This is a genomic window from Haloferula sp. A504 (assembly GCF_044385805.1).
In the GTDB taxonomy this organism is placed as follows: domain Bacteria; phylum Verrucomicrobiota; class Verrucomicrobiia; order Verrucomicrobiales; family Akkermansiaceae; genus Haloferula.
Map to the genome: position 1 here is coordinate 26192 of NZ_JBISBU010000004.1, position 11998 is coordinate 38189.

Here is an 11998-nt window from a genome sequence, read left to right on the forward strand (position 1 = left end):
CCTCCCGAATCCGGAAGGGTTAGGATCGGCTCACGCGATGAGCAAGAAAACGCTGGATCAGGAGAGCCTCGAGATCAGGGAGCTGGAAGCACACTTCCCGACCCTTTCGGCCGAAGCGTTTTCAGCGGCGGCGAAGCGGTCGCTCGCAGCGGGCGAAAGCGTGACCCAGGCCTTTGGCACCAAGGTGTTCCGAATTTCCCCTGGCGGCGGACGAGTGGTGGTGAAGACGATCCCCGAGCCGCTGGCGGTTGAGGCCGGCTCGAAGATCCGGATCCGGTGAGCGACTCCCGGCCAAGGGTGCGAATGTTCGCCGGGCCCAACGGCTCCGGGAAGAGTTCACTGAAGGAAGTCCTTCCGGAGAAGCTTCAGGGGATTTACCTGAACCCCGACGAGATCGAGGCTACGCTCAGGCGGGAGCGACGGCTCGATCTCGCCGCCATCCAGCTCGCCGGGGCATCCGGGAAGATCCTTGAGCGGCTTGGCTCGCTTCGCCGTCCTGGATTCACGGGATTTGCCGACAGGATTTCGCACGGTGAATCGGAGGATGTGCTCGAGGTGGAACCCGAGGCTGTGGACGCGTATTTCGCGTCGGCCCTCGTCGAGTGCCTGCGGGAGGAATTGATGGAACGCCGGGTGAGTTTTACGTTTGAGACCGTCATGTCACACGAGTCGAAGGTGGACGTGCTGGTGCGGGCCAAGGACCTGGGATACCGGAGCTACCTCTACTACGTGGCAACCGAGGATGTGGAGATCAACGTCTCGCGGGTGGCCAACCGGGTGGCTCTCGGAGGACACCCGGTACCTGAGGCCAGCATCCGCAGTCGCTACGACCGGTCGCTCGGGCTGCTCTTTGACGCGATCGTTGCGAGCAACAGAGCCTACATTTTCGATAACTCGGGCGATGGTTCGCGTCGTTCATGGATCGCCGAGGTGACGGACGGCGAGGAAATCGAACTCAAGACCTCGACAATTCCGTATTGGTTCAAGGAGGCAGTGTTGGACAAGATCGGCCAGTGAGCGACATCGGCAAGCCAGAGCGAGAGACGCAGGACCGGGTGATCGCCCTGTTCGTGGACGAGCTCGGCTACACCTACCTTGGCGACTGGTCGGACCGGCCGGCGAACAGCAACGTCGAGGAGGGCCTGCTGACGGCCAATCTCACCCGCCGCGGATATTCGCCGGCGGCGATCAATGGGGCGCTGGAGAAGTTGCAGAGGGAGGCGGGCAACAAGAGCCGGAAGCTCTACGACAACAACGAGGCGGTCTATGGACTGCTCCGCTACGGGGTGCAGGTGAAGACCGAGGCCGGCAAGGAGACGGAGACGGTCCACCTGATCGACTGGGAGGGCGGCGAGAACGACTTCGGCATCGCCGAAGAGGTCACGCTCAAGGGGGATCACGAACGGCGACCGGACCTGGTGCTCTACGTGAATGGGCTCGCCCTCGGAGTGATCGAGCTGAAGAACAGCCGGGTGAGCATTGGCGATGGGATCCGCCAGCTGATCTCGAATCAGAGGCCGGAATTCAACGACTGGTTCTTCAGCACCGTGCAGTTGGTTTTCGCCGGCAGCGACAGCGAGGGGCTGCAATACGGCACCACCGGCACGCCGGAGAAGTATTTCCTGAAGTGGAAGGAGGACGAGGAGGACGACGAAGGCTACAAGCTCGACAAGTACCTCTCGAAAATGTGCCGCAAGGACCGGCTGCTGGAGCTGATCCACGATTTCGTGCTCTTCGACGGCGGGGTGAAGAAGGTGCCGCGGGTCCACCAGTATTTCGGCGTGAAGGCCGCCCAGGAGAAGGTGAGGGCACGGGAGGGCGGCATCATCTGGCAAACCCAGGGCAGCGGGAAGAGTATCGTCATGGTCCTGCTGGCGAAGTGGATCCTGGAGAACCGGCACGACGCCCGGGTGGTGGTGGTGACCGACCGCGACGAGCTCGACAAGCAGATCGAGAAGGTGCTCAAGCAGGCCGGGGCGGTGCCCGAGACCGACGAGGTGAGGGCCACCAGCGGTCACGACTTGCGGGAGAAGCTCGGCCAGGCGAATCCGCGGCTGATCTGCTCGCTGGTCCACAAGTTCGGCGTGGCGGGCGTTGACGACTTCGACGAGTTCATCAAGGAACTCGAATCGCAGCCCAGCAAGACGGTTGGGGAGGTCTTCGTCTTCGTCGATGAATGCCACCGCACCCAGAGCGGGAAGCTGCACAAGGCGATGAAGGCGATGATGCCGAACGCGGTGTTCATCGGCTTCACGGGCACGCCGCTGCTGAAGAAGGACAAGGCGACCACGCTGGAGGTCTTCGGCCGCTACATCCACACCTACAAGTTCAGCGAGGCAGTCGAGGACGAGGTGGTCCTGGATCTGATCTACGAGGCTCGCGACATCGACCAGGTGCTGGGCTCCGAAGAGAAGATCGACGCGTGGTTCGAGGCCAAAACCAAGGGCCTGAACCAGTGGCAGCGGAATGAGCTGAAGAAGAAGTGGGGCACCATGCAGAAGGTGCTCAGCTCACGCTCGCGGATGGAGAAGGTCGTGGCCGACATCCTCTTCGATTTCAGCACAAAGGCCCGGCTCAGCAGCGAGCGGGGCAATGCGATGCTGGTGGCCGGCAGCATTTACGAGGCCTGTTGCTACTACAACCTCTTCCGCAAGACGCCGCTGAAGGACAAGTGTGCGGTGGTGACCTCCTATGACCCGAAGGCCGGTGATGTGACACGGGAGGACACCGGGGCCGACTCGGAAACCGACCGGCAGACGATCTACCATACCTACACCGAGCTGCTGGAGGACGTCACCCCCAAGGCCGGCAAGAGCAAGACCGAAACCTATGAGGACGAGGCCAAGCGGCTTTTCACCGACGAGCCCGCCCGGATGAAGCTGCTGATTGTCGTCGACAAGCTGCTGACCGGCTTCGACGCCCCGAGCTGCACCTACCTCTACATCGACAAGTCGATGCAGGATCACGGCCTGTTCCAGGCAATCTGCCGCACCAACCGGCTCGACGGCGACGACAAGGACTTCGGCTTCATCGTCGACTACAAGGATCTCTTCAAGAAGGTGGAGGACGCGATCTCGGTCTATTCCGAGGAACTCGACCACTCGGACGGCGGACCCGATCCCGAGGTGTTGCTGAAGGAACGTCTGAAGAAGGGAAGGGAGCGGCTGGACAACGCGATCGAGCAGTTGGCCCTGCTGTGTGAGCCGGTGGAGGCCCCGAAGGACGAGTTGCAGCACATTCGCTACTTCTGCGGCAACACCGAGATCCCCAAGGACCTGAAGGACCGGGAGCCGCAACGGACCGCCCTCTACAAAGGTGCCGCCGGTCTGCTGCGGGCCTATGCGAACATCGCCGATGACCTCGACGCCGCCGGCTACGACGCGGCGGCCCGGAACCGGATCAAGGACCGGCTCGACCACTATGTGAAGCTCCGCGACACGATCCGCAACGCCAGCGGCGAGTCGATCGACCTCAAGGCCTACGAGGCCGACATGCGGCACCTGATCGACACCTACATCGAGGCACGGGACCCCAAGAAGATTTCGCCCTTTGACGACATGCCGCTGCTCGACCTGATCGTGAAGAGCGGCATTTCCAAGGCCATCGGCGGCAGGCTGAAGAATCTCAAGGGCAACAAGGACGCGATCGCCGAGACCATCGAGAACAACGTCCGCAGCAAGATCATCAAGGAGCAGCTGAACGATCCGGCGTTTTTCGCCAAGATGTCGAAGCTGCTCGACGAGATCATTGCCGAGCGGAAGCGGAAGGCCGTGGCCTACGAGAAATACCTCCAGAAGATCGCCGCCCTGGTGGGCAAGGTGCAGGCCGGGCACGAGGATGACGTTCCCGAGGCCCTGAAGAAGAGCAGGGCCGTCCGGGCGATCTACAACAACCTGCTCGACAAGACCGGCGGCAACCCAAGCGAATCCCCGGCTGCCTATTCCACCGACAAGGACGCGGCCCTGCAACGAGCGCGGGACATCGATGCCGAAGTGCGGCGGGTGAAGCGGGCGGACTTCCGCGGCAACCAGGCGAAGGAGAACGAGATCAAGGCGGCGATCTTCCCGCTTCTCGGTGACGACATCGACGAGGTGAACCGGATTTTCGAGATCATCAAGCAGCAGGCGGAATACTGATGAGCACCCGCCTCCAGATCGGCGAACTCGAGGTGGAGGTGATCCGCAAGGACATCAAGAACGTCCACCTGAGCGTGCTGCCACCGGTCGGCAAGGTCCGGCTGTCCGCTCCGGAGCACGTGAAGATCGACACTCTGCGGGTCTATGTGGTGTCCCGGCTGCAGTGGATCCGCAAGCAGCAGGAGAAGCTCAAGGGTCAGGACCGGGAGACTCCCCGGGACTACGTGGAGCGTGAGAGCCACTATCTGTGGGGAAAGCGTTATCTGCTGACGATCGATGAAAAGGATGAGCCCCCGAAGGTCGAGCTGACCCATCGGCAGATGATCCTCCAAGTGCGTCCTGGGGCGACGCAGGCGAAGCGGGAGGAGGTTCTGGCTTCATGGTATCGGGACCGGTTGCGGGAGGCGGTGCCGCCGCTCATCGCCCGCTGGGAGCCGATGCTCGGCGTGAAGGTGAAGAGGTTCTTCATCCAGCACATGAAGACGAAGTGGGGCGGATGCAGCCCGGAGCGGGGAACGGTCCGGCTGAACAGCGAGCTGGCGAAAAAGCCACCGGAGTGCCTCGAATATCTCGTGGTGCATGAAATGGTCCACCTCCTCGAGCCGACCCACAACGATCGGTTCCTCGGCCTCATGGACCGCTTCATGCCGAACTGGCGGAGCCGGCGGGCGACACTGAACAGCCTACCGGTGCGGCACGAGACGTGGGGGTATTGATGGGGGAGGCCAGTAGAGAATTTCCAGTATTAAGCATGAAACATCCACGGGATTGGAGTCCCAACACCCTCAATTACATTGCCCTGATTCCTGCGGTGATTCTGATCTACTCTCTCATGGAAGGCGAGTTGTTCGTGCGGGCCGCAGTGGCCATCTTGGCCGGTTTTCTTGGTCCGCTCTTCCTATGCCTTGCCAGCTTGTTGTGTGGTGTCTTGTTTGATCATATTCTTGGGCAAAACACAGCTCAGGCAAGAACGACGAAGGGTGAGCTTTCTGGATTCTTCCGCTCGTTCATCGGTCCATTCTACCTCGTGCTGATCCTCTGCATGGCCCTGCCTGTGCTTCCGAAGAACCGTGCCACACACCGCGAGGCACTCATGGATCGGGCCATCCAGAGTTTGCTGGAGGACGATGGTCCGCGGTTCAGTCCGGTCTCTATCAACGCACTGAAGGCCGAGATGCGAGAGATGGACAGCGGGGAGTAGGAGGGCCAGGAAGTAGACGCTTTGGCATGACCGCAGCGAGCGACTCATTCGTTCATAGCGATTAGAATGACAGGAATGGATCAATGGGTTGCAGCGCGGCCCGCGTAGGCGGCTTGTTGGTCGGTAACCGCGAGGGGAGGAGTTGGAGCATTGGCTTGCCAAATACCGATCAGCCACTGCTCCAGTGGGGCGGTAGGCCCTGACAATTTCGGATGAGTCAGGGAGCGGGACCAGGCTCCGACTCTCTACGGGTTTGCTCCAGTCGGTCTCTGCACGGCTGCGCCGTGCAGCAGCCCTCCTCCGCAAACCGTAGAGAGTCACGAGCGGTCCCTCTGATAGCTGCCGGCTATCGCCGGCAGCTACGCTTGACCCTATTCCTCGTTGATGGGGAGGATGGTGGGTCTGCTGGTAGGAGGGTTAGGGATTCAGGCTGGGTCGTCGGCGTAGAGGTCTGCGACCAAGCCTTGGGGAGGCCACTCGGGCGGAAAAATCTCCGCGAAGTCGATTTCAAGGTCGTTGAGCTGTGTGGCAGCAATGGCCGCAAGCATCCTCCTCCCCGTATCGCCCCTTGTGTAATTCTGCCTACAGAAGTTCGAGAAACCACTGAGCAGATCCACACCGTCGGTCAACGTAACGCCCTGTCGGGCGAGGTCGGCCAGAAGGGTTACCATGTAGGCCTGCAGGCGGCTAAGGCGGAAGTGGCCCTGCGGGCAGCGGGCCTGCAGGGAGCGGACGGAGGGAAACCCGAGCATGATCCCTCGGAATGCCTCGTAGCAGCGGTCGAACTGCAGCCAGGTCGGGAATTCGTCGTCGCCCGGACCGAGCAGCTCCTTCAGCACATGCTTGCGGAGTTTGATCTCAAAGCGGACCACATCGCCGGGAATGTGGTCTCTCTCAAGACGCTTGTCGTAGGCCCCGATCTCGAGGTTGGTGCCTCGGAGCTGGATCCCCGACCGGTCCCCTCGAACCTTCCATTCGACCGCATCCGCCTGGATCCGTGGGTGGCGGGCGTTGCGGAAGCAGGTGAAGAATTGTTGGGCGGAAACGCCTGGCCACCGGACCTGAAGGGTGAGGTGGAGATACACGAACTGGAGGGGGATGGAAGTCAGATGGACCGGAGAGATCTCGGAGACCAGCTCGGCCACGCGTGCAAGGGCTCGGTCGAGCTCCGCCTGTGAGGTGGGCAACCGGGCGTTATGACCGTAGAGCAGGTTGGGGAGGCTGACCTTGAAGCCGTCGATGACGTCGTTGTAGCCATAGACGGTCAGGTATTTCTTGGGGGCAATCATCCGCTTGAGGACGAACTTGGAACGGTGTTCACCCTGGTAAGTGACGGGTTTCTGGGGCAGGAACTCCCATCCCTCATGGTTGTCCAACTGGGACTCCATGCGGTTGAGGGGAATGACCCCATTCCGGCAGGGGGAGGGTCCAAAGTTGGCGATGGTTGTATCGTTCATGGTCTTGAAGGGGGGATTGATGAGCTGACGGGAATGTACGAATGCAAAAATGCAGACGAGTTACCCTATATTAGTAGAAATCGATCGAATGAAGGTATCGAGTTTGGGCAGCGCCGGCGGCGTTGAAGCGGGGCCCCACCGCTACCGGCGGTTGATTCAGACGGCGACCTCGGTTTCGACTTCACCGGGGCGGCGGAAGATGTAGGGCATCTCACGGACACGCATTTCGTCAGGCCAGCGGCCCCAGTAGCCGATCCGGCCGCCGCCGAGACGGAGCTCACGACCGTCGTCGATTTGCCTTGCCCCCAACCCTTGAATGAAGAAGGGGATACGCAGGATTCGGCACTGGGTTTGTAAACTGCGGACCCAATCCAGATTGAACGGGCGTGCGTACTCGCCGGATTCGCCACCCACTACCACCCAGTCGATGCCGGTGAGATCGACCACCACTTTTTCCACGAGTGGTTCAAAACAGACGGCTTTGAACCCGGGGACATTCCGCAGTTCATCGACAAGGTAGGCGGTGGCTTGGTTCGTCACCGAGGTCATCGACATAAGGTTGCCCGGCCAGAGCTTGCCGTGTTCGGTCCGAAGCCAAGCAGCGAAATCTGCCATGCGGCTGGGCCGCTTCGTCATCCAGATCCAGTTGTGGCGGGAGCCGGGCTCGCTGTCGACGTTGTGGATGATCTCTTCACTGAGAAAGGAGAACGGGATTGCCTCGCTCAACGCGTCGCCCATGGACGAGATGAGGATCGTCCGGGACAGGTTGCTGAGCCAGGGCTTACCACCGCGAGCCTGTCCGCGAAGATCCGACCAAAGGCTGGCGTTTTCCATCCGCCCGGGCATGGGGGTGACGTTCTCGAAGATCGGCAAACGTTCTTTGTCACCCGTGGCATTGGAAGCCACAAACCTGGAGTCGTGATCGGCAATCTTGACGCCGGCGAAGCAGCGGAAGGGCTCAAGAATCCACCGCTCGAACCAAGAATAGTGGATCTTGGGAAACTCTTCGTTCAGGCGGTCGATGATTTGATACCGAGCATGCAGTATCGAAGTTCCGGTTTGGTAGGATGCCAAAACGCGTTCGACGCGGGTACGGAGTTCGTCGGCATGCATAGAAATGCGCTGTCCGATACCCGAAACAAGACCCGGGATGATTTCGGATGGGTGCGGCCACAACTCGCAGCCGTCGCATCCGACGATGGGGTTCACAGTATTGTCACAGATGGGGATTCTGGTTTGTCTTGGTAGAGTATTCATTTCGTTTCGTTGGTTAGTGCCCGCGGGACGACGCTGTGCGCCATGGAGAGGCAATCAGCCAATTGCTGGTGGGTGTCCCTAAGGCGGGACAGTCCTCTCCCCGGCGGCTTTAGGTCCGCCCTCGTCGAGCCAAGTGTGAGGGCTTCAGCCCTCGGTAATCTCCTTAGTGGCACTCGGGACACGGGGGGCGCTGCCCCCGGTCCGTCGTGATCTCGATCATCAAAAAGGGCGCTTCCGAAGCGGACCCTGGATCCACACATTTCCCAGTGGAGGGGATCTCACTGTTGGCCCGTTTGCCGGGCATCATCATTACTCCGGAAGGTAGTCCTCCCGGGATCTCAACCAGGCCTCCACGCTGGGGCGACTGAACCTCACGGACCGTCTCTTCCCCCTGGGGAGGTTGATGACGGGCAATCCGTGATCGCGGATCAGCACCTCGATGCGTTCGGGCCGGATACGGAGCCAACGGGCGATTTCGCGCCGAGTCAGCAGCCTGTCTGGTCTTTCCATACCATTGCTCCGGACACGCAGTGCAGCCCACCCCAACCGCGGGGAGGGCCTTCTGCTGATTCCGGGGATTTGGAGGCATGGAAATCACAGTGACAGAGGTCCCCTACGCCCGGAAGTTGAAGAGGTCAAAAGAAAACACAGAAAAACTTATGTGCCGAGGCCCCATTCGTGCTATTTTACCGCCGTGAGCCGCTACAAACCATTTAGTGTCAGTCTTCTGCCCGAACGGATCGAGATGATCGAAGCCCGTGCGAGGGAGCTTGGGCTTTCCAAGTCGAAGTACTTGCAGGCACTCGTCGATGCCGACATCGATGTCGGCCTGCTGGACTGCACCGTTGACGCCAAAGGCGGGAAGCCGGTGGTTACATTGAAGGACGGGGTGAGCGTGGTCGTGCTGGACAAGGCCGCGGTCGAGTCGTTGAGTGTGGACCTAATCGAGAATGCGGTTCGCACCCTGGGTCGCATCTACCCGGATCTGAGGATGAGCTCGCTGGCGAATCCCATCCGTAAGACGGCCACCCAAGTCGTGAAGGAGAAGCGATGAGCCAAAAGACGGGAAAGCCCTACAAGATCATCAAAGACGGTAGCGTCTCGGTGAGAATCTACCGGAACTTCATGGCTGGGAAGTTCCGCTTTCAAGTCGCCTGGAACGAAGGTGGTCGCACCATCGCCAAGACCCGGACCAAGGAGGCAGACGCCATCGACCTGGCAGAGAAAGTGGCCGCGAGGCTGGCGGATCACGGTAGCGCGAAGAAGCAGGTGGTCTCGGGCCGCAGCTACCAGGCACTGCGCCGGCTGCAGGACCTTGCCGACGGTGACGTTCACGCCCTGCTGTCCGAGCTGGAAGCTGCGAAGAAGCACCTCGGCCAGGCCAACTGGATCGAAGCGGCACGATTTTGGAAGATGCACGCACCTGAGAATTTCAAGGAGAGGATGGTCTCCGAGGTGTTCGAGGAATACATGGAGCTCATCGCCGACAAGCCGCAGAAGGCCCGAAGCGGTATCCGCTCCAAGGTGAAGAAGTTCACCGATCGGTTCGGTGGCGAACTCATCGGGCTGGTGACCACGAAGGACTTCGAGAAGTGGTTCCGTCAGCTACCGGGCACGAAGAACTACGCCAACAAGGTCCGGGCCGAGCTGGTGACCTTTTTCCGGAAGGCCCAGGTCTGGGGCTACCTACCGGAAGGGGAAGTCGTCCCCGCCAAGATCGCACCCCACCGGCTTGAGAAGAAGGAGCCGGCAATTTTCAGCGTCGAGAAGGCCCAGGAGGTTCTCGGCAAGGTCCGGGACGACTGCGTGCCGTATGTGGCGATTGGGCTCTTCGCCGGCCTGCGGCCATTCGAGCTCGCCTGCCCGGGTGAGACTCGCTCCCTTCGCTGGGAGGACATCGATTTCGAGAAGGGCTACATCAAGGTCCGGGCCGAGGTGGATGGAAAGAACCGCATCGCCCGTTGGGTGAAGATGAGCGCGAACCTGATGGAATGGCTGCTGCCGTATCGCAAGCTCGAGGGCAAGGTGGCGATGACCCGGGCCGCCGTGATCGTGAGCAAGGACCTGCGGGACAAGGGCGTGATCAAGGATTGGCCATGCGACGTCATGCGCCACTCGTTCTGCAGCTACCTGCTGGCCAAGGAGCAGAACATCGGCCTCGTCGCCGAGCAGGCCGGCAACAGCCCGGAAATGATCCGGAAGCACTACCGCCGCCCCCTGACCCAGGAGGAAGGCGAGGCCTGGTTCGAGATCCGCCCCGACCATGGGGAGGCGGAGGGAGCCGAGGTGGCGTGAGCGATGAATCGCTCGATTTGAATGCAGTGCCGACCGGGGGCATAATCCGGCATGAGCGCCGCCAACACGGAGGATTGGAAGGAATTGCAGCAGAAGCTATCAGATGCATTCACCACTGATGGGATCATTGGCAAGCGGGTGGGACATATTCTCGACGCCGAGGCCAGATACGGGGAGTTCGTGGAGACAAATTTTCGAGGGGTTGGGCTGCTTTCACATGCCTTTCAGGAGTTCTACATGGACACGATCGAGCTCGCGGCCGCGGGATGGGAAGAGCAAGGGCGAGATCCGACACCGGCCACCTACACGGAGGTGTGGCTTTGGCATCTCGCGAACTTCCGGAGTGTCCGGGCTGTCGATATCCTCTTTCACAACGGGTACCCGATGGATGGGCTCACCCGGCTGCGGCACCTCAAGGAATCTGCCCTCCTGCTTGGTGGAATGCTCTCCGGGCTGACCAATTACACGAAGCTGAAAGCGTGGGAGACACCCGACGGCCAGCAAACCGCAGCGCCAACTGATCAACGCCGGCGAAGGGAGATAATGGCCGAGGAACGCCGTGTCCTCGGCCTCATGATCCGAGCAGAATCAGGAATTCCCAGTGATGATCTCGATGAGCTTCGGATCTGGGAGAGCTTCTTCAATATGGAGGTGCATGGTGCTTTACTCACCCAGGTCCTCGAGCATGGTCCAACTGTTCTGGGGAGGGACACGATGTCGGTCGCACCGAAGCCCCGGAACGACTCGATAGGTATGTTCATGAATCGAATGTGTGAAGTCGCATGGATGTTGCACCGGACCCTACCGATTCTGCAGCTCTCGGATCGCCGCTTTGACTCCTCATGGGAGCAAAAGTGGACGCTGCTCGACGAGAATTTCCTCGCCATGGAGCAGTCACTCGCTGATCTGGGGAAAGAGATCGGGAACGTGCTCATTCGATTCATCGAAGAGAAACTCCCCTTCGATCACCAGGCCTGCTTCGACACTCACGTCCGCGCCTGAAGACCGGTTGGGAGCTCTGCCCGCAGCTGTCCGGGCCTCAAAAAATTCAAATGGAATCGGGGTACAAGCGGGGCAATATGTGGCAGAAATGCACTTCGAGTGACGCCGCAGTACGCCGTCGCTAAGCGCTGAACGTCTGTCAGTTGCGACGAGAACGAGCCTTCCATGATGAGTGGCTTCGACTCCCCTCGCCTCCACCATTCACATATTCCTGATTGTGAGTTGGTTGCAAATCTCAAGGAGAGGGGAGAAATCGGGGGTTAAAACTGATTTCAAACAAATCTGGGTGGAATTCACCCTTCGACATCGAGTTCACCCTCAAGGCCGTCGTGGGGTCCGCGTCTCCGGTGCTCGGCGTGATCACCTCCTTCCAGGAGCAGATCGAGTGGCACCTGCGGATCCTGTCCCTTCTCGTGGGCCTCGCGGTCGGCGTGCTTTTGCTGATCGTGCTGTGACGGAAGGTGCGGGGGCGGCGTCGAAATGGCTTCCTCGTCAAGGTGCCGCATCGGGCCGTGAGTCTTTCCGCCTCCGGGTCGCGGTGGTGCCACCATGGCGCGGGTGGCGAGCCACCGGCGGGACACCGATTCTTTTGGAAAGACATTGCCGTGCCGCTGCATGATTCGCTTGATTTCCTCGACTCTGAAGTGAAG

General features: G+C 60.5%; 12 protein-coding genes. 9 read left to right on the forward strand and 3 right to left on the reverse strand.

Features of this window, described 5'->3' with window-relative positions:
* Nucleotides 1-37 precede the first annotated feature (37 nt).
* Genes ACG2LG_RS03150 through ACG2LG_RS03170 form a run of 5 tightly spaced genes read left to right on the forward strand, consistent with a single transcriptional unit; the run spans nt 38 to nt 5337 of the window.
* On the forward strand, nt 38-280 hold the full coding sequence (locus ACG2LG_RS03150) for a hypothetical protein (RefSeq protein WP_396256225.1): 243 nt from the start codon (nt 38-40) through the stop codon (nt 278-280).
* Nucleotides 277-1017 carry a zeta toxin family protein gene (locus tag ACG2LG_RS03155; protein ID WP_396256227.1) on the forward strand — a complete coding sequence of 247 codons (741 nt, stop codon included), beginning with the start codon at nt 277-279 and terminating at the stop codon, nt 1015-1017. Before ACG2LG_RS03150 ends, ACG2LG_RS03155 begins: the two co-directional genes overlap by 4 nt.
* Nucleotides 1014-4136, forward strand: coding sequence for a type I restriction endonuclease subunit R (locus ACG2LG_RS03160; RefSeq protein ID WP_396256231.1), 3123 nt, complete (start codon nt 1014-1016; stop codon nt 4134-4136). The genes ACG2LG_RS03155 and ACG2LG_RS03160 overlap by 4 nt, the downstream gene beginning before the upstream one ends.
* The gene (locus ACG2LG_RS03165) at nt 4136-4852 is read left to right on the forward strand and encodes a M48 family metallopeptidase (protein ID WP_396256233.1); all 717 of its coding nucleotides are present in this window, start codon (nt 4136-4138) and stop codon (nt 4850-4852) included. The genes ACG2LG_RS03160 and ACG2LG_RS03165 overlap by 1 nt, the downstream gene beginning before the upstream one ends.
* A 35-nt stretch (nt 4853-4887) precedes the next feature.
* Nucleotides 4888-5337 carry a hypothetical protein gene (locus ACG2LG_RS03170; RefSeq protein WP_396256235.1) on the forward strand — a complete coding sequence of 150 codons (450 nt, stop codon included), beginning with the start codon at nt 4888-4890 and terminating at the stop codon, nt 5335-5337.
* A 425-nt stretch (nt 5338-5762) separates the two neighbouring features.
* Here the strand turns inward: ACG2LG_RS03170 and ACG2LG_RS03175 are convergent, their stop codons facing one another.
* The 3 genes from ACG2LG_RS03175 to ACG2LG_RS03185 form a co-directional block, all read right to left on the reverse strand.
* A complete protein-coding gene (locus ACG2LG_RS03175) occupies nt 5763-6794 on the reverse strand; it encodes a hypothetical protein (RefSeq protein ID WP_396256236.1) in 1032 nt (343 codons plus the stop codon).
* Between the two features lie 156 nt (nt 6795-6950).
* Nucleotides 6951-8003: a DUF5131 family protein gene (locus ACG2LG_RS03180; protein ID WP_396256237.1), complete on the reverse strand. Its 1053-nt coding sequence runs from the start codon at nt 8001-8003 to the stop codon at nt 6951-6953.
* 357 nt (nt 8004-8360) lie between these two features.
* The gene (locus ACG2LG_RS03185) at nt 8361-8561 is read right to left on the reverse strand and encodes a helix-turn-helix domain-containing protein (RefSeq protein WP_396256238.1); all 201 of its coding nucleotides are present in this window, start codon (nt 8559-8561) and stop codon (nt 8361-8363) included.
* Nucleotides 8562-8745: 184 nt separating this feature from the next.
* On the opposite strand from ACG2LG_RS03185, the gene ACG2LG_RS03190 reads away from it, so the two are divergent.
* From ACG2LG_RS03190 to ACG2LG_RS03205, 4 genes are all read left to right on the forward strand, one after another.
* Nucleotides 8746-9105, forward strand: a complete 360-nt coding sequence (locus tag ACG2LG_RS03190; RefSeq protein ID WP_396256239.1) for a hypothetical protein — start codon at nt 8746-8748, stop codon at nt 9103-9105.
* A complete protein-coding gene (locus ACG2LG_RS03195; protein ID WP_396256241.1) occupies nt 9102-10346 on the forward strand; it encodes a tyrosine-type recombinase/integrase in 1245 nt (414 codons plus the stop codon). Before ACG2LG_RS03190 ends, ACG2LG_RS03195 begins: the two co-directional genes overlap by 4 nt.
* A 51-nt stretch (nt 10347-10397) precedes the next feature.
* Nucleotides 10398-11348, forward strand: coding sequence for a hypothetical protein (locus ACG2LG_RS03200; RefSeq protein ID WP_396256242.1), 951 nt, complete (start codon nt 10398-10400; stop codon nt 11346-11348).
* Between the two features lie 329 nt (nt 11349-11677).
* On the forward strand, nt 11678-11803 hold the full coding sequence (locus ACG2LG_RS03205; protein ID WP_396256244.1) for a hypothetical protein: 126 nt from the start codon (nt 11678-11680) through the stop codon (nt 11801-11803).
* Nucleotides 11804-11998 lie beyond the last annotated feature (195 nt).

What these genes read in the sequence shown, in the direction of transcription:
- ACG2LG_RS03150 (WP_396256225.1), top strand. Translation starts at nt 38, where the DNA reads ATGAGCAAGAAAACGCTGGATCAGGAGAGCCTCGAGATCAGGGAGCTG.
- ACG2LG_RS03165 (WP_396256233.1), top strand. Translation starts at nt 4,136, where the DNA reads ATGAGCACCCGCCTCCAGATCGGCGAACTCGAGGTGGAGGTGATCCGC.
- ACG2LG_RS03170 (WP_396256235.1), top strand. Translation starts at nt 4,888, where the DNA reads ATGAAACATCCACGGGATTGGAGTCCCAACACCCTCAATTACATTGCC.
- ACG2LG_RS03175 (WP_396256236.1), bottom strand. Translation starts at nt 6,794, where the DNA reads ATGAACGATACAACCATCGCCAACTTTGGACCCTCCCCCTGCCGGAAT.
- ACG2LG_RS03185 (WP_396256238.1), bottom strand. Translation starts at nt 8,561, where the DNA reads ATGGAAAGACCAGACAGGCTGCTGACTCGGCGCGAAATCGCCCGTTGG.
- ACG2LG_RS03195 (WP_396256241.1), top strand. Translation starts at nt 9,102, where the DNA reads ATGAGCCAAAAGACGGGAAAGCCCTACAAGATCATCAAAGACGGTAGC.
- ACG2LG_RS03200 (WP_396256242.1), top strand. Translation starts at nt 10,398, where the DNA reads ATGAGCGCCGCCAACACGGAGGATTGGAAGGAATTGCAGCAGAAGCTA.